The organism is Marilutibacter aestuarii, assembly GCF_006546775.1.
Lineage (GTDB): Bacteria > Pseudomonadota > Gammaproteobacteria > Xanthomonadales > Xanthomonadaceae > Marilutibacter > Marilutibacter aestuarii.
Genome location: NZ_VICE01000129.1, coordinates 18,819 through 35,112 on the forward strand (window position 1 = coordinate 18,819; position 16,294 = coordinate 35,112).

14 protein-coding genes are annotated in these 16,294 nt (G+C 68.2%); 10 read left to right on the plus strand and 4 right to left on the minus strand.

The features are described 5' to 3' along the window. Positions 1 to 144: 144 nt before the first annotated feature. Positions 145 to 1,986, minus strand: coding sequence for a translational GTPase TypA (gene typA / locus FKV25_RS13455; RefSeq protein WP_141519310.1), 1,842 nt, complete (start codon positions 1,984 to 1,986; stop codon positions 145 to 147). 214 nt (positions 1,987 to 2,200) lie between these two features. Between typA and FKV25_RS13460 the strand changes: the two genes are divergently transcribed. The 9 genes from FKV25_RS13460 (at position 2,201) to FKV25_RS13500 (ending at position 11,227) form a co-directional block, all read left to right on the plus strand. Beyond that, a complete protein-coding gene (locus tag FKV25_RS13460) occupies positions 2,201 to 2,707 on the plus strand; it encodes a peptidylprolyl isomerase (RefSeq protein ID WP_141519311.1) in 507 nt (168 codons plus the stop codon). Positions 2,708 to 2,946: 239 nt separating this feature from the next. After that, on the plus strand, positions 2,947 to 4,152 hold the full coding sequence (locus FKV25_RS13465; protein WP_141519312.1) for an aminotransferase class I/II-fold pyridoxal phosphate-dependent enzyme: 1,206 nt from the start codon (positions 2,947 to 2,949) through the stop codon (positions 4,150 to 4,152). 6 nt (positions 4,153 to 4,158) lie between these two features. Further along, a complete protein-coding gene (locus tag FKV25_RS13470) occupies positions 4,159 to 4,518 on the plus strand; it encodes a glutaredoxin family protein (RefSeq protein ID WP_246072093.1) in 360 nt (119 codons plus the stop codon). 51 nt (positions 4,519 to 4,569) lie between these two features. Further along, positions 4,570 to 5,556 (plus strand): malate dehydrogenase, encoded by a 987-nt coding sequence (locus FKV25_RS13475; RefSeq protein WP_141519313.1) that lies wholly within the window; start codon positions 4,570 to 4,572, stop codon positions 5,554 to 5,556. Between the two features lie 75 nt (positions 5,557 to 5,631). After that, entirely contained in the window at positions 5,632 to 6,255 is a 624-nt protein-coding gene (locus FKV25_RS13480; RefSeq protein WP_141519314.1) for an RluA family pseudouridine synthase, read from the plus strand. Between the two features lie 101 nt (positions 6,256 to 6,356). Further along, on the plus strand, positions 6,357 to 8,255 hold the full coding sequence (prpE, locus tag FKV25_RS13485) for a propionate--CoA ligase (RefSeq protein WP_141519315.1): 1,899 nt from the start codon (positions 6,357 to 6,359) through the stop codon (positions 8,253 to 8,255). A 94-nt stretch (positions 8,256 to 8,349) separates the two neighbouring features. Beyond that, positions 8,350 to 9,237, plus strand: a complete 888-nt coding sequence (prpB, locus tag FKV25_RS13490) for a methylisocitrate lyase (RefSeq protein WP_211345443.1) — start codon at positions 8,350 to 8,352, stop codon at positions 9,235 to 9,237. A 279-nt stretch (positions 9,238 to 9,516) separates the two neighbouring features. Beyond that, positions 9,517 to 10,671: a bifunctional 2-methylcitrate synthase/citrate synthase gene (gene prpC / locus FKV25_RS13495; protein WP_141519317.1), complete on the plus strand. Its 1,155-nt coding sequence runs from the start codon at positions 9,517 to 9,519 to the stop codon at positions 10,669 to 10,671. Positions 10,672 to 10,756: 85 nt separating this feature from the next. Further along, entirely contained in the window at positions 10,757 to 11,227 is a 471-nt protein-coding gene (locus FKV25_RS13500; protein ID WP_141519318.1) for a potassium channel family protein, read from the plus strand. Between the two features lie 25 nt (positions 11,228 to 11,252). On the opposite strand, the gene FKV25_RS13505 is transcribed toward FKV25_RS13500, so the two are convergent. From FKV25_RS13505 to FKV25_RS13515, 3 genes are all read right to left on the minus strand, one after another. Continuing rightward, positions 11,253 to 11,864, minus strand: a complete 612-nt coding sequence (locus tag FKV25_RS13505) for a glutathione S-transferase N-terminal domain-containing protein (RefSeq protein ID WP_141519319.1) — start codon at positions 11,862 to 11,864, stop codon at positions 11,253 to 11,255. A gap of 88 nt (positions 11,865 to 11,952) precedes the next feature. Next, on the minus strand, positions 11,953 to 12,432 hold the full coding sequence (locus FKV25_RS13510; protein ID WP_141519320.1) for a cell wall hydrolase: 480 nt from the start codon (positions 12,430 to 12,432) through the stop codon (positions 11,953 to 11,955). Between the two features lie 446 nt (positions 12,433 to 12,878). Beyond that, on the minus strand, positions 12,879 to 14,930 hold the full coding sequence (locus FKV25_RS13515; protein WP_141519321.1) for an NADPH-dependent 2,4-dienoyl-CoA reductase: 2,052 nt from the start codon (positions 14,928 to 14,930) through the stop codon (positions 12,879 to 12,881). Positions 14,931 to 15,545: 615 nt separating this feature from the next. Between FKV25_RS13515 and FKV25_RS13520 the strand changes: the two genes are divergently transcribed. Next, the coding region (locus FKV25_RS13520; protein WP_141519322.1) for a porin family protein at positions 15,546 to 16,294 on the plus strand (749 nt) is incomplete at its 3' end.

The window sequence follows — 16,294 nt, forward strand, 5'->3', positions numbered from 1 at the left end:
AACGCGGGCCGACCCGGCCGGTGCCGCGCGACAGCACGATGCCGGCGCACCAGGCCACGCGGGCCGCCAGCAGGAACAGCAGGCAAAGAAATGGCAGCGGGAGGTGACTCACGCTGCCATTCCAGGGTGTCGCGGATCGCAGGATCAGGCGGCGCGCGAGGCCCGCTTGCGGTCGCTCTCGGTCAGGAACTTCTTGCGCAGGCGGATTTCCTTCGGGGTGATCTCGACCAGCTCGTCGTCCTCGATGAAGTCCAGCGCCTGTTCGAGCGAGTACTTGATCGCCGGGCTCAGCGCGATGGCGTCGTCCTTGCCCGATGCGCGCATGTTGGTCAGCGGCTTGGGCTTGATCGCGTTGACGGTCAGGTCGTTGTCCTTGGAATGGATGCCGACCAGCTGGCCTTCGTACACCGCGTCGCCCTCGGCGGCGAACAGCTTGCCGCGTTCCTGCAGCGGCCCCAGCGAGTAGGCGGGGGTGGTGCCGGCGGCATTGGCGATCATCACGCCGTTGATGCGCTTGGCGATCGCGCCCTGTTCCTTCGGACCGTAATGGTCGAACACGTGGAACAGCAGGCCCGAACCCTGGGTGAGGGTCTTGAACTCGTTCTGGAAGCCGATCAGGCCGCGCGCCGGGATCATGTACTCCAGGCGCACGCGGCCCTTGCCGTCGGGCTCCATGTTCTTGAGCTGGCCCTTGCGGGTGCCGAGCTTCTCCATCACGCCGCCCTGGTGGACTTCCTCGACGTCGACGACGAGCTGCTCGATCGGCTCCATCAGCTGGCCCTCGATCTCCTTGATGATGACCTCGGGGCGCGACACGGCCAGCTCGAAGCCCTCGCGGCGCATGTTCTCGATCAGCACCGACAGGTGCAGTTCGCCGCGGCCGGAGACCAGGAACTTGTCCGCGTCCTCGAGCTGCTCGACCTTGAGCGCGACGTTGTGCACGGTCTCGCGCTCCAGTCGGTCCTTGATCTGGCGGCTGGTCAGGAACTTGCCGCCGGAGAGGTCCTTGTTGCCCGCGAACGGCGAGTTGTTGACCTGGAAGGTCATCGAGATCGTCGGCTCGTCGACGGTCAGCGGCGGCAGCGCCTCGGGGGTGTCGAGGGCGCACACGGTGTCGGAGATCGTCAGTTCCTGGATGCCCGAGATGGCGACGATGTCGCCGGCCTGCGCGCTGTCCTGCTCGATCCGCTCCAGGCCCAGGAAGCCCAGCACCTGGAGGACCTTGCCCTGGCGCTTCTTGCCTTCGCGGTCGATCACGGCGACCGGCATGTTCTTCTTCAGGGTGCCGCGCTGGATGCGGCCGATGCCGATCACGCCGACGAAGTTGTTGTAGTCCAGCTGGCTGATGCGCATCTGGAAGGGGCCGTCCGGATCGACTTCGGGCTTGGGCGCGTGCTTCATGATCGCTTCGTAGAGCGGGGTCATGTCGCCCGAGCGGACGCTGTCGTCGAGGCTGGCGTAGCCGTTCAGCGCCGAGGCGTAGACGATCGGGAAGTCGAGCTGCTCGTTGGTCGCGCCGAGCTTGTCGAACAGGTCGAAGACCTGGTCGATCACCCAGTCGGGGCGGGCGCCGGGACGGTCGATCTTGTTGACCACCACGATCGGCTTGAAGCCCATCGCGAAGGCCTTCTGGGTCACGAAGCGGGTCTGCGGCATCGGGCCGTCCATCGCGTCGACCAGGATCAGCACGGTGTCGACCATCGACAGCACGCGCTCGACCTCGCCGCCGAAGTCGGCGTGGCCCGGGGTGTCGACGATGTTGATCCGGTTGCCCTGCCAGGTGATGGCGGTGTTCTTGGCCAGGATCGTGATGCCACGCTCCTTTTCCTGGTCGTTGCTGTCCATCACGCGCTCGGCGAGGACGGTGCGCTCGGACAGGGTGCCGGACTGCTTGAGGAGGCAGTCGACGAGGGTGGTCTTGCCATGGTCGACGTGGGCGACGATGGCGATGTTGCGCAGGCGTTCGACGGAGTTGGATGCGGACATGCGGAATGGACGCCGGCGAAGGCGTCAGGGTCGCGGAGGGAAGCCGACCATTATAGCGGGTGTTTGCGCCAGAATCAGGAAAATCACGGGCAACCGGGGGCGGCTGCGGTATCCTTGGCCGACCCGCGTTCATCTCCCCGTTGGGCAGGGATGGGCGCACGCAACTCTGCCGGGCCCGCGAAGTGCCCGGTCATCCCCCACCAGGAGCCGTTCCATGAGCCTGATTGCTGTTTTCGAGACCGACCGCGGCCCGATCCGGGTCGAACTTGCCGCCGACAAGGCCCCGCTGACCGTCGCCAGCTTCGTCAACCTCGCCCGCCGCGGCTTCTACGACGGCCTGAACTTCCACCGCGTGATCCCGGACTTCATGGTCCAGGGCGGCTGCCCGCAGGGCACCGGCACCGGCGGCCCCGGCTACCGCTTCGAGGACGAGACCGGCAACGGCCTGACCCACGAGCGCGGCGTGCTGTCGATGGCCAACGCCGGCCCGGGCACCAACGGCAGCCAGTTCTTCATCACCCACGTGCCCTGCCCGTGGCTGGACGGCAAGCACACCGTGTTCGGCAAGGTGCTCGAGGGCATCGAGGCCGTGGACAAGATCCAGCAGGGCGACCTGATCAAGTCGGTCAGCATCGAGGGCGATAGCGATGCCGTGCTCGCGGCCAAGGCCGACCGTGTCGCCGACTGGAACAAGACGCTGGACGCCAACGCGCGCGCCTGAGCCTCTCCTCGGGCGGCCCGGCGCCGACCCTGACCCTGGAAACCCCGGGCCGCCTGGTCCGGGGTTTCTTGCGTGCGGGTGGTGTCGGGGCGGGGGAGAACGGGGGAGCGCGCCGGGGCCGCGTGATACCATCACGGGGCTAAGCCTGGTGGGTCCCGACACGGGAGCCGGGCTGGTCCCGACCCCTGGTTTTCCCCTGTCCCCCGCCCGTGTCACCAATTCCTGAGAGGTTATCCGCGATGCCCCAGCTCGCCAGCCGGATCGGCCGTGCCAAGCCCAGCGCGATCATGCAGATCGCCGAGAAGGCCAAGCGCCTGAAAGCCGAAGGCCGCGACATCATCAGCTTCTCGATCGGCGTGCCCAACTTCCTGCCGGGCGAGCATGTCTACGAGGCGGCGCGCAACGCGCTCTCGCACGACAGCGGCCAGTACGGCAGCAACCGCGGCGCCGACGCGATGATCGATGCGTTCCTGGAACACATCGGCAAACTGGGCCTCACCGGGTATGGCCGCGTGAACTGCGCCAGCGGCGTGGGCGCCAAGCACGTCCTCTACAACCTGGGCGAAGCGCTGCTGGACGAGGGCGACACCATCGCCTTCCCGACGCCCTACTGGACGAGCTACCTGGACATCGCGGAGATCGTCAACGCGAAGGTCGAGCTGCTGCCGTGCCCGCCGGAGCAGGACTACAAGCTCACCCCGGCCCAGCTGGACGCCGCGCTGGCGAAGAAGCCGCGCGTGTTCCTGTTCAACAACCCGTCCAATCCGACGGGCATGGTCTACACCCGCGAGGAGATCGATGCCCTGGCGGAGGTCATCACAAAGTATCCCGACACCTGGATCATCACCGACGACATCTACAACAAGATGGTCTTCGACGGCGTCGGCTACCACAACTTCGTGCATTCAAGGCCGGAGCTCAAGGACCGCGTGATCTTCGTCGACTCGCTGTCCAAGACCTACGGCATGCCGGGCTGGCGCGTGGGCTTCATGGCCGGTCCCGAAAGCGTCGCCCAGGCGGTGGTCACGCTGAACTCCAACCACATCACCAACATCCCGGAAATCGCCACCGCGGCCGCGGTCGCCGCCCTGACCGGGCCGCAGGACGTGCCCCAGGCCAAGTGCGCCGAGTTCCAGGCCAAGCGCGACCAGGTGATGGAGGTGATGAACGCCATCCCGGGCGTGGTCTGCCCGCGGCCGCAGGGCGCGTTCTACGTGTTCCCGGACATCAGCAGCACCTTCGGCAAGACCCACGGGCCGACCGGCAAGGCGATCGCCAACGACGTCGACTTCTGCAGCGTGCTGCTCGAGGCCAAGGGCGTGGCCTGCGTGCCCGGCTCGGCGTTCGGCGAGCCGCGTGCGATGCGCATCAGCTACACCTGCCCGACGCCCCAGCTGGCGCCCGGCATCGAGCGCATCCGCGAATTCTTCGCTGAGCTGGCCTGACCCGTCGTGCGCGTCGCCTGGATGCTGCTGGCGTTGGCGGTCCTCGGCGGGGCCTGGCACCTGTGGCCCAGGGAGCCTGCCGCCCTGCATCCGGACGACCCGCGCCTGGCCACCGGAGACGACCGCATCGTGATGATGGCCGCCGAATGGTGCGGCTACTGTCGCAAGCAGCAGAAGGCCTTCGAGCTGGCGGACGTGCGCTACCGCGTACTGGACGTCGACACGCCGGAAGGCCAGCGGGCGATGCGCGCGCTGGGCGCACGCGGCGTGCCGACCACGGTGATCGGCCAGGACGTCGTGCGTGGCTACGACACCGCCGCGCTGCAAAGCAAACTCGAACCGCTGGGGTATCGCGATGTGTTCTGAACCCGCCATCGCGCCCGGCACTCCCCACAGTCACAACGCAAGGAATTACCGATGAAAACTCCCGTCCGCGTTGCCGTCACCGGTGCTGCCGGCCAGATCGGCTATTCGCTCCTGTTCCGTATCGCTTCCGGCGAGATGCTGGGCAAGGACCAGCCGGTCATCCTGCAACTGCTCGAGCTGCCGATGGAGAAGGCCCAGGCCGCGCTGAAGGGCGTGATGATGGAGCTGGAGGACTGCGCGTTCCCGCTGCTGGCCGGCATGGTCGGCACCGATGACGCCGAGGTCGCGTTCAAGGACGCCGACATCGCCCTGCTGGTCGGCGCGCGTCCGCGCGGCCCGGGCATGGAGCGCAAGGACCTGCTGCTGGAGAACGCCAAGATCTTCACCGCCCAGGGCGCCGCGCTGAACAAGGTCGCGAGCCGCGACGTCAAGGTGCTGGTCGTCGGCAACCCCGCCAACACCAATGCCTACATCGCCATGAAGTCCGCGCCCGACCTGCCGGCGAAGAACTTCACCGCCATGCTGCGCCTGGACCACAACCGCGCGCTGTCGCAGCTGGCCAACAAGGCCGGGGTGCCCGTGGGCGAGATCGAGAAGCTGGTCGTCTGGGGCAACCACAGCCCCACCATGTACCCCGACTACCGTTTCGCGACGGTCAACGGCGAGTCGCTGAAGGACAAGATCAACGACGCGGACTGGAACGCGAACACCTTCATCCCGCAGGTCGGCAAGCGCGGCGCGGCGATCATCGAGGCGCGCGGCCTGTCCTCGGCGGCATCGGCGGCCAACGCCGCGATCGACCACATCCACGACTGGGTGCTGGGCAGCAACGGCAAGTGGGTCACCATGGGCGTGCCTTCCGACGGCAGCTACGGCATCCCGGAAGGCGTGATCTACGGTGTCGCGGTGACGACCGAGAACGGCGAGTACACCCGCGTCGAGGGCCTGCCTGTCGACGACTTCAGCCGCGCGGCGATGGACAAGACCCTCGCCGAGCTGGAAGAGGAGCGCGCCGGCGTCGCCCACCTGCTGGGCTGACCGGACCTGCCGGGAGCACACGTCGAACGGGGTGGCCAGTGGCCGCCCCGTTCGCTTTCGGCGCCCGTGAACACCATGTTCGACTCCATCCGCATCCACCATGCCGACGCGCACCTGCTGGTGGTCGAGAAACCCGCGGGGCTGCTGTCGGTGCCCGGCCGCCTGCCGGAGAACCGGGACTGCGTGGTGGCCCGACTGCAGCGTGTCCACGTCGACGCGCTCACCGTGCATCGCCTCGACCAGGTCACCAGTGGCCTGATGTTGTTCGCGCGCGGCAAGGCCATGCAATCGGCGCTGTCGGGCCTGTTCGAGCGACGCCAGGTCGGCAAGGGCTACGAGGCACGCGTAGAGGGACGGGTAAGGGACGAAGCGGGCGAGATCGACCTGCCGCTGGCCTGCGACTGGCCCAATCGCCCCCGGCAGATGGTGGACAGGGTGCACGGCAAGCCCGCGCTGACGCGTTGGCGCGTGCTCGGGCGCGACGTGGCCGGCGCGTGGACCCGGCTGGCGCTGGAGCCGGTGACCGGGCGCAGCCACCAGTTGCGCCTGCACCTGGCCAGCATCGGCCACCCGATCGTCGGCGACGCGATGTACGGCGCGTCCCCGGCCGCCCGCGTCTGCCTGCATGCCACCCGGCTGTCGTTCCCGCACCCGGTCGGGGGCGCATCGATGGCCTTCGAAAGCCCGGCGCCGTTCTGAGACGCGTTCGCATGCCTTGCATCCGGGCTCGACCAAAGTCCGAATGAAGTACGTCGGGGGGAGGCCTAGGCTGGACGCACCCCCATCGACGGACGGTCGCCATGCGCTACGAGGACTTCTACCAGCGTTCGATCGACGACCCGGAGGGGTTCTGGGCCGAACAGGCGCGGGCGATCCACTGGCACGTCCCGCCGCGCGCGATCCTGGAATACGGCGATCCGCCTTTCCGCAAGTGGTTTGCCGGCGGTACCACCAACCTCTGCCACAACGCCGTCGACCGCCACCTGGACGCACGCGGCGACCAGCTGGCGCTGGTGGCGATTTCCAGCGAAACGGGCGAGACCCGCGAGATCAGCTATCGCGAGCTGCACGAGGAAGTGAACGTCTTCGCGGCGATGATCCGCTCGCTCGGCGTCGGTCGTGGCGATCGGGTGGTCATCTACATGCCCAACATGGCCGAGGCGGTGTTCGCCATGCTCGCCTGCGCGCGCATCGGCGCGGTGCACTCGGTGGTGTTCGGTGGGTTCGCCGCGCACAACCTCGCCCTGCGCATCGACGACGCCCGGCCGAAACTGCTCGTCTGTGCCGACGCCGGCATGCGCGGGGGCAAGGTGATCCCCTACAAGCCCCTGGTCGACGCCGCCTGCGAGGAGGCGCGGCATCCGCCCGCGCACGTGCTCGTGGTCAGTCGGGGCCTTGACCCGGAGCCGGCCTGGATCCCGGGCCGCGACATCGACCACGCGGCCCTGCGCGAGGAGTTCAGGGAGGCGCGCGTCGCCGTCGAATGGCTGGAGTCGAACGAGCCCAGTTACCTGCTCTACACCTCGGGCACGACCGGCAAGCCCAAGGGCGTGCAACGCGACGTGGGCGGCTACGCGGTGGCGCTGGCCCTTTCGATGTGGGCGATCTACGACGTGCGCGCCGGCCAGGTCATGTTTTCCACCTCGGACGTCGGCTGGGCGGTCGGGCATTCCTACAACGTCTACGGGCCGCTCATCGCCGGCGCGACCTCGATCCTGTACGAGGGACTGCCGACCCATCCCGACCCGGGCGTGTGGTGGTCGATCTGCGAGAAGTACGGCGTGCGCACGATGTTCTCGTCGCCCACGGGCATCCGGGTTCTAAAGAAGCAGGACGCGGCCTGGCTGCGCAAGCACGACCTCTCGGCGCTGCAGTGGCTGTTCCTGGCCGGGGAGCCGCTGGACGAGCCGACGGCGCAATGGATCACCGAAGGCATCGGCAAGACCATCATCGACAACTACTGGCAGACCGAGACCGGCTGGCCGGTGCTGTCGTTGATGCCCGGGGTGGACATGAAGCCGGTCAAGTTCGGCTCGCCCGGCCTGCCGATGCCGGGCTACCGGATCCGCGTGATCGACGAAGGCAGCGGCGAGGACGTCGCGCCGGGCGAGAAGGGCGTGCTGGTGATCGAACCGCCCTTGCCGCCGGGCTGCCTGACCACGGTCTGGGGCGACGATGCCCGCTTCATGGCCAGCTACTTCAGCCACTTCAAGGAGCGTCTCTACAGTTCGCTCGACTGGGCGATCCGCGACGAGGACGGTTACGCCTTCATCCTGGGTCGCACCGACGACGTCATCAACGTCGCCGGCCACCGGCTGGGCACGCGCGAGGTGGAGGAGTCGTGCTCGACGCATCCCGACGTCGCCGAGGCCGCGGTCGTCGGCGTCCGTGATCCGCTCAAGGGCCAGGTGCCGGTCGTGTTCGCGACCCTGAAGAGCGCGGGCGAGGGCGCGGACGTGGCCGGCACGGCCGAGGCCATCCGCGCGCAGGTCGGCCGGCAACTGGGCGCGATCGCGCGACCTGCGCGCGTCTATGTCGTCGGGGCACTGCCCAAGACCCGTTCCGGCAAGCTGCTCAGGCGCTCGCTGCAGGCGCTCGCCGAGGACCGCGATCCGGGCGACCTGTCCACGCTGGACGACCCGGGCGCGCTCGAAGAGATACGTCGCGCGCTTGGTCGGGGTGCCGACGCGGGCGGCTGACCGGGCGACCCGCGCGCCCTTGGGGCGGCAGGCACTCCGGGGGCAGGCGGGCGAGGGCGCTTCGGCTAAAATGATGGGCCCACCAGGAGATGCCATGACCACCGTCAACTCCCGAGGCGCGCGTTTCCGCGCCGCCGTCGCAGAAGAATCCCCGCTGCAGGTGATGGGCGCGATCACCGCCTACGCCGGCCTGATGGCCAAGCGCACCGGCTACAAGGCGCTGTACCTGTCCGGCGGCGGCGTCGCCGCGAACTCGCTGGGCATGCCCGACCTGGGCATCAGCACGATGGAGGACGTGCTCACCGACGCGCGCCGCATCGTCGATGCCACCGACATGCCCCTGCTGGTCGACATCGACACCGGCTGGGGCGGCGCCTTCAACATCGCGCGGACCGTGCGTTCGTTCATCAACGTCGGCGTCGCCGCGGTGCACATGGAAGACCAGGTCGGGCAGAAGCGCTGCGGCCACCGTCCGGGCAAGGAAGTGGTGTCGCGTGCGGAGATGGTCGACCGCGTGAAGGCGGCCGTGGACGCCCGCACCGACCCGGGCTTCGTGATCATGGCCCGCACCGACGCCGCCGCGGTGGAGGGTATCGACAGCGCGATCGACCGCGCCTGCGCCTACGTCGAGGCCGGCGCCGACATGATCTTCCCCGAAGCGATGAAGAGCCTCGAGGACTACCGCCGCTTCAAGGCGGCGGTGAAGGTGCCGATCCTGGCCAACCTGACCGAGTTCGGCTCGACCCCGTTCTTCACCACCGACGAGTTGCGCGAGGCCGGCGTCGACATCGCCCTCTACTGCTGCGGCGCCTACCGGGCGATGAACAAGGCGGCCCTGAACTTCTACGAGACGGTCCGCCGCGAAGGCACGCAGAAGCACATCATCGACACCCTGCAGACGCGCGCCGAGCTGTACGACTTCCTTGGTTACCACGCCTACGAGGACAAGCTGGACGCCCTGTTCTCGGAAGGCAAGGACTGACATGGTCGGCCGACGGAGCGAGCAGGCCCTCGCCATGCGAGCCCCCTGTGCCCCCTCCGCCGGCGCGTTCGCTGGCCGGTCCGCGACGCCGCGCGCCGCGGTCGATCGGCCTTCGTCCATGACAACGCGGCGAGCCTGGCCGGACGGCCAGTTTTACCGGCGCGGAGCGGCTGCCGCCCCCCGCCCTTCACTCCACGACCGGGCGCGCACGCCCCATGCCCGCGGGGCCACCCGCGCCGATGCGCACCCGGCACGCACGACACGCCCAGGAGATCCACCATGAGCGACACCGACAAGTCCACCCTGCCCAAGCCGAAGAAGTCCGTCGCGCTCAGCGGCACCGCGGCCGGCAACACCGCGCTTTGCACCGTCGGCCGCAGCGGCAACGACCTGCACTACCGCGGCTACGACATCCACGACCTGGCCACCCGTGCGACCTTCGAGGAGGTGGCGCACCTGCTGGTTCACGGCGTGCTCCCCACCACCTCGCAGCTGAAGGCCTACCGCGCCAAGCTCAAGCGTCGCCGCGGCCTGCCGGCCATCGTCCAGGAAGCCCTGGAGCTGGTGCCGGCGAACGCGCACCCGATGGACGTGCTGCGCACCGGCTGCTCCGTGCTCGGCACCGTGTTGCCCGAGCGCGAGGGCCATCCCGCCGCGGAAGCCCGCGACATCGCCGATACCCTGATCGCGAGCTTCGGTTCGATGCTGCTGTACTGGTGGCATTTCACCCACAACGGCCGCCGCATCGACGTGGAGACCGACGACGACAGCGTCGCAGCGCACTTCCTGCACCTGCTGCATGGCGAAGCCCCCAGCGCCCTGCATGCCGATTCGCTGGACAAGTCGCTCATCCTGTATGCCGAGCACGAGTTCAACGCGTCGACGTTCACCGCGCGCGTGATCGCGGGCACCGGTTCTGACATGCATTCGTGCCTGACCGGCGCGATCGGCGCGCTACGCGGCCCCAAGCACGGCGGCGCCAACGAAGTGGCGATGGACATCATCAGCCGCTACAACACCGCCGACGAGGCCGAGGCGGACATCCGCGCGCGGATGGAACGCAAGGAGATCATCATCGGCTTCGGCCACCCGGTCTACACCATCGGCGATCCGCGCAACCCGATCATCAAGGAGATCAGCCGCACGCTCTGCACCGAGGGCGGCAACCCGACCCTGTTCGACGTGTCCGAGCGCATCGAGACCCTGATGATGGACACCAAGAAGATGTTCCCCAACCTCGACTGGTACAGCGCATCGGCCTACCACATGATGGGCGTCCCGACGGCGATGTTCACGCCGCTGTTCGTGATTGCCCGCACCACGGGCTGGAGCGCGCACGTGATCGAACAGCGCGAAGATGGCAAGATCATCCGGCCGAGTGCGAACTACACCGGACCCGAGGATCGCGAGTACGTGGCGATCGACAAGCGCTGACCGCATCGCCGGTCGTCGTGCGTCACGGAAAAAGGGCCCGGACATCCGGGCCTTTTTTCATTGCGCTTGCTGTGCGAGGTGACGCATGTACGACGACTGGCCGACCAACATCATGATCGCGTGCGCCACCGTCGCCGCGGTGGGCCTGGTGATCGTGCTGCACTACGAAGTACTCAGTCGCATCGTCGACCACAACCGGCGCCATGCCGAGGGCGCCGGCCGCCGGCGGCTGGTGGCGGTCAACCTGTGGCTGCTGGCGCTGCACACCGTGGAGATCTGGATCTTCGGCGTCACCTACTACCTGCTGCTCAACCTCGCCGATGTCGGCGGCGTCCAGGGCATGCACGCGCACGGCATGCTCGACTCGGTCTATTTCTCGGCGATGGTCTACACCACGGTGGGCTTCGGCGACATGATCCCGGTGGGTCCGATCCGCCTGCTGGCCGGGACCGAGGCACTGGTGGGGCTGATGCTCATCACCTGGTCGGCGTCGTTCACCTACCTGGAGATGACGCGCTACTGGAAGGAGCGCCACGGCCCGGGCGGGGAGGGGTGAGCCCCACCCAGGGCGCGCGGAGCGCCTAGTCCAGGTTTTCGGCGGCCAGCGCGGCACGGACGCCCGGATCGGCCTCCATGCGCTGCCTGAAGGCCTCCAGGTGGTCCAGGCCGGACAGGTCGACCTCCAGGCCCGCGGCCCAGCGCAAGGTCACGTAGAGATAGGGATCGGCGTAGCTGCGGAAGCCGGCCAGCCATTGCCGGTCGGCCAGGCGCTGGTCGGCGGTTTCGAACAGCCCGCGCAGGCGCTTGTGCGCGGCCTCGCGCAGCGCCGGGTACTGCGATTCCTCGCCGATGAACGCAGCCGGTGCGAACAGGGGCTTGAAGGCCGGATGCAGGTCGGAGTTGACGAAGGCCAGCCAGCGGTTCGCCTCCGCGCGCTGGCGGGCGCTGCCGTCGCCGGCCAGGCCTGTTTCCGGGTAGCTGTCGGCGATGTAGCCCATGATCGCGGCATTCTGGGTGAGGATGAAGTCGCCGTCGGTGATCGCCGGGACCGCGCCCGTGGGATTGATCGCCCGGTAGGCCGGCGCTTTCATGGACGCCTTGTCCATCACCTCGACCTCGAACGGCTGGCCCGTCCATTGCAGCGCGATGTGGTCGGCGGTCGAACACGCGCCGGGTTTGCTGTAGAGCTTCATGCGGTCTCCTGGGGTCGGAACGGAAAACGGGCCGGCGACTATCGCCGACCCGTCGGGTCATTCTCAACGGCAGGGATGCAACACAGCGTCACGACGCGGGCTGCACGGGCTCCGGCTTGCGCGGCTTGAGGGTCTGCACCTTCAGGAAGGTGTGGTCGCCGATCTTCGCCACCTGGTAGGCATTGCGCCAGCTCGGGCTGGCGATGCTCGCGGCCAGGAAATGGCTGGCGCCGGGGACGATCTCCTTGCGCTCGCCGACCGGCAGCGACCAGTTGCGCTCGGCCTCGAGTGCCACGCTCACCGCTTCGCCCCACGCATCGACGTTGCTGAGGCGGGTGTTGGGCGACACGATCGTCGGCGCGAACTGCTTGCGGGCGGTGACCACGGAGCAGACGTCGTCGCCCCACAGGCCACTGTCGCGGCGGCGCAGGGCGACTTCGGCGACGGCCTGCTGGCCCTGCACGGACTGGTCGCGGGCCTCGAGGTAGAGCGTGGTGCTGAGACAGAGTGAATCTGCGGCGTTGGGCGGCAATACCGATGCCAACCAGAGGATCCATGCCAACTTCATGTGAACTCCAACTTCGTTGCGTCGGACCGCACTCCCGCGTCCACCCGGAAAGGGCGTTGAAGCAGGGACTGGCCGACATGGCGTTTTTCGAAGCGGGGCGGTGCTGCCTGCCGCGCTTGGTGCGGGAATCGCATTACTGGAGGGCGGCGGCTCTGTGGCGCGCTTTGCCCCGATCACCGAGCCGCAGGATCGCGGGGCGGTGAGGGTGGCCGCGGGAATGGGGCGGCTGCAAAAGTTGGCGCAAGTTAGCCGCCGCTTATTAAACGCAGCCTGAACATGGCGCCCAAGTGCCGGATTCGATTCGGTTTATTTTTCGCTCAGATAATACGCAGAGCCTTGTGGGGCAAGGCTTTGACTGGCCTGCCCCGTCGCCATTCAATGCTGAACGCACCAGTTTGGTATTAGCGATCGGGCCGCGCGGCGCTCCGCTTGTCGCGTGACTCAGGTCACATGCTGGCGGCCAAACGGCTCCCCTGGGCGATCGCACGCTTGGCATCGAGCTCAGCGGCGACGTCGGCGCCGCCGATCACGTGCACCTCGGTCGAGGCGGGCAACGCGTCGGCCAGCGGCTTGAAGGGTTCCTGACCCGCGCAGACCACCACATGGTCGACCGGCAACACCTGCTCGGCGCCGTCGATGCGCACGCGCAGGCCGGCGTCGTCGACACCCAGGTATTCCACCCCGCCGAGCATCCTGACCTGGCGCGATTTGAGCGTGGCGCGGTGGATCCAGCCCGTGGTCTTGCCCAGTCGCCGCCCGGGCTTGCCGGGGCTGCGCTGCAGCAGCCAGACCTCGCGCGCCGGCGGCTCCGGACGCGGCGCGACCAGGCCGCCGCGGTTGTCCCCGTACGCCAGGTCCACGCCCCATTCGGCACGCCACGCCTTGGCGTTGAGACTGGGCGACTCACCTTCCTGCACGAGATACTCGGCGACGTCGAAGCCGATGCCGCCGGCGCCGATGATCGCGACGCGGCGTCCGGGCACGACCCGTCCGGTGAGCACGTCCAGGTAACTGACCACGCGGGGGTCGTCGGCGCCGGGGAAGTCGACCTCGCGCGGCTTGATGCCAGTCGCCAGTACGACCGCGTCGAAGCCCGACAGCGCGTCGGCGTCGGCTCGGGTGCGCAGCCGCAGTTCCACGCCGGTCTGCTCGATTCGACGGGCGAAGTAGCGCAGCGTTTCGTGGAACTCCTCCTTGCCCGGGATGCGCTTGGCCAGGTTGAACTGGCCGCCGATCTCGTCGTGCGCGTCGAACAGCACGACGTGGTGGCCGCGTTCGCCGGCGACCGTCGCGCAGGCCAGCCCCGCCGGCCCGGCGCCCACCACGGCGATGCGCCGGGGCGTCGTGGTGGCGGGGTAGTTCAACTCGGTCTCGGCGCAGGCGCGCGGATTGACCAGGCAACTGGCGTGCCGGTTCTGGAACACATGGTCCAGGCAGGCCTGGTTGCAGGCAATGCAGGTGTTGATGTCGTCCGCGCGCTGCGCGCGTGCCTTGGCGACCCACTCCGGATCGGCCAGCAGCGGACGCGCCATCGACACCATGTCGGCTTCGCCGCGGGCGAGGATCGCCTCGGCGACGTCGGGCATGTTGATGCGGTTGGTGGTGACCAGCGGCAGCGACACGTGCGGCTTCAGGCGTCCGGTGATGCCAGTGAATGCGGCGCGCGGCACCGACGTCGAGATCGTCGGCACGCGTGCCTCGTGCCAGCCAATGCCGGTGTTGATGAGCGTCGCACCGGCTGCCTCGATCGCCTGCGCCTGCTGCACCACCTCGTCCCAGGCCAGGCCGTTGTCGACCAGGTCGAGCATGGACAGGCGGTAGACGATGATGAAGTCGGGCCCGCAGGCCTCGCGGATGCGGCGGACGATCTCGACCGCGAAGCGCATGCGCCGCGTCGCGTCGCCGCCCCATGCGTCCTCGCGCTTGTTCGTGCGCGGCGCGGTGAACTGGTTGAGCAGGTAGCCCTCCGAGCCCATGACCTCGACGCCGTCGTAGCCGCCATCGCGGGCAAGCTGGGCGGTGCGCACGAAGGCGGCGATCTGCCGCTCGATCCCACGCACGGACAGCGCGCGCGGGGTGAAGGGATTGATGGGGGCCTTGAGCTTGGAGGGCGCCACCTGCAGCGGGTGGTAGCCGTAGCGCCCGGAGTGCAGGATCTGCAGGCAGATGCGGCTGCCGTGCGCGTGTACCGCTTGCGTGACCTGGCGGTGCTTGCGTACTTCCCACGGCCAGCGCAGCGTGCCGCCGAAGGGCTTGAGCCAGCCGACGATGTTGGGAGAGAAGCCGCCGGTGACGATCAGGCCGACACCGCCGGCGGCGCGTTCGCCGAAGTAGGCCGCCAGCTTCGGGAAGTCCGCGGACTTGTCCTCCAGTCCCGTGTGCATGGATCCCATCAGCACCCGGTTCGGCAGCGTGCAGAACCCCAGGTCGAGCGGCTGCAGGAGGTGGGGGTAGAGCAGGTGGGGCGTGCTGGCGGCAGCGGAGCTGGCGGTATTCATTGGGATACGCTTGCGTATGGAAAGGGCACGATGCCGTGCTTCGTGGGCCAATACAACTGTCCCACGGGCGCGGCAGCACGGGCCAGTGTGCCCTTTGCGCCGCGGGGCAGGCGGCGGAAGGCGACCGGTCCGGCGCACGCGTTGGGACGGCCGCGGCCGCGCGGCCCTCCACGCTCGGCGGATTTACTGCCGCACGGGGATAAAACACCGGCGTCCGGTTTGGCGTGCGAATCACCGATATACCCCATGCCCTCGCGGAATCGCTGCCTCGAACACCCCGGCATCGTTTTCAATGGCATGTGGATGGTCTGGCCAGCGATCATCCGACGGCCGGCACGCCGCGGGCCGTGAGCCGGACGAGGCGGCCGCGCGAGCCTTGCAGGACGGGCGCTGCGTGCATCCGGGGCGACGTGGCCAGGGCGGCTTCCCTGAACGGATGGTGAGCCGGAGATTCATCCGCGGTTTTTCTTTCGATTGTTAGTCGCTCGTTAACATGGCTTTCACGGGCCCGCGAATAACCTGCGCCCCGATGACGTTCACCACGGACGTTCGTCCCCACGGCATGGATCCTCGCAGACGCGTGTTTCCACTATTTATTGACTTCAGGAGCAACATATGAATAAGAAACTCCTCTGCGCCGCCCTGCTGGGTGGACTGGGCCTGGCCCAGGCGGCCAGCGCGCAGGAATTCGACGATCGCTGGTACATCACCGGCGCTGCGGGCTTCAACCTGCAGGACAACGATCGCGAAACCCGCAACGCTCCGTTTGTCAGCCTGGGCCTGGGCAAGTTCGTTTCGCCCAACTGGTCCATCGACGGCGAGCTCAACTACCAGAACCCGAACTGGGACTACAACCAGAACCTGAACTGGAGCCAGTACGGCATTTCGTTCGACGCGCGCTACCACTTCATCGAGGAAGGCCGCGGCTGGAACCCCTACGTTCTGATGGGCCTGGGCTACCAGCGCGAGGAGATCGAGCTCGACAACTTCCCGAACCCCGATTCCCCGTACGAGGAAGAAGAGGGCGGCGCCGCGCTGAAGCTGGGTGCCGGTGTCCAGGGCAATGCCGGTCGTGCCCGCCTGCGTGCCGAGATCGCCTACCGCGCCGTCGGCATCAACGACACCCGCGCGCAGCTGTTCAACGACGATCCGCCGCCGGAGCGCAACGACGGTGAAGACTGGTACGGCGACGTGCTGGCCTCGGTCGGCGTCGTGATCCCGCTGGGTCCGGAGCCCGTGGATGCGCCGCCGCCGGCCCCGGTGCCGAGCTGCGCGGACATGGACGACGACGGCGATGGCGTGAACAACTGCGACGACAAGTGCCCGGGTTCGCAGGCTGGCCAGACCATCGGTCCGGACGGCTG

What these genes read in the sequence shown, in the direction of transcription:
- FKV25_RS13460 (WP_141519311.1), top strand. Translation starts at nt 2,201, where the DNA reads ATGAGCCTGATTGCTGTTTTCGAGACCGACCGCGGCCCGATCCGGGTC.
- FKV25_RS13500 (WP_141519318.1), top strand. Translation starts at nt 10,757, where the DNA reads ATGTACGACGACTGGCCGACCAACATCATGATCGCGTGCGCCACCGTC.
- FKV25_RS13510 (WP_141519320.1), bottom strand. Translation starts at nt 12,432, where the DNA reads ATGAAGTTGGCATGGATCCTCTGGTTGGCATCGGTATTGCCGCCCAAC.
- typA (WP_141519310.1), bottom strand. Translation starts at nt 1,986, where the DNA reads ATGTCCGCATCCAACTCCGTCGAACGCCTGCGCAACATCGCCATCGTC.
- prpE (WP_141519315.1), top strand. Translation starts at nt 6,357, where the DNA reads ATGCGCTACGAGGACTTCTACCAGCGTTCGATCGACGACCCGGAGGGG.
- prpC (WP_141519317.1), top strand. Translation starts at nt 9,517, where the DNA reads ATGAGCGACACCGACAAGTCCACCCTGCCCAAGCCGAAGAAGTCCGTC.
- FKV25_RS13515 (WP_141519321.1), bottom strand. Translation starts at nt 14,930, where the DNA reads ATGAATACCGCCAGCTCCGCTGCCGCCAGCACGCCCCACCTGCTCTAC.
- FKV25_RS13475 (WP_141519313.1), top strand. Translation starts at nt 4,570, where the DNA reads ATGAAAACTCCCGTCCGCGTTGCCGTCACCGGTGCTGCCGGCCAGATC.
- FKV25_RS13505 (WP_141519319.1), bottom strand. Translation starts at nt 11,864, where the DNA reads ATGAAGCTCTACAGCAAACCCGGCGCGTGTTCGACCGCCGACCACATC.
- FKV25_RS13480 (WP_141519314.1), top strand. Translation starts at nt 5,632, where the DNA reads ATGTTCGACTCCATCCGCATCCACCATGCCGACGCGCACCTGCTGGTG.
- prpB (WP_211345443.1), top strand. Translation starts at nt 8,350, where the DNA reads ATGACCACCGTCAACTCCCGAGGCGCGCGTTTCCGCGCCGCCGTCGCA.
- FKV25_RS13465 (WP_141519312.1), top strand. Translation starts at nt 2,947, where the DNA reads ATGCCCCAGCTCGCCAGCCGGATCGGCCGTGCCAAGCCCAGCGCGATC.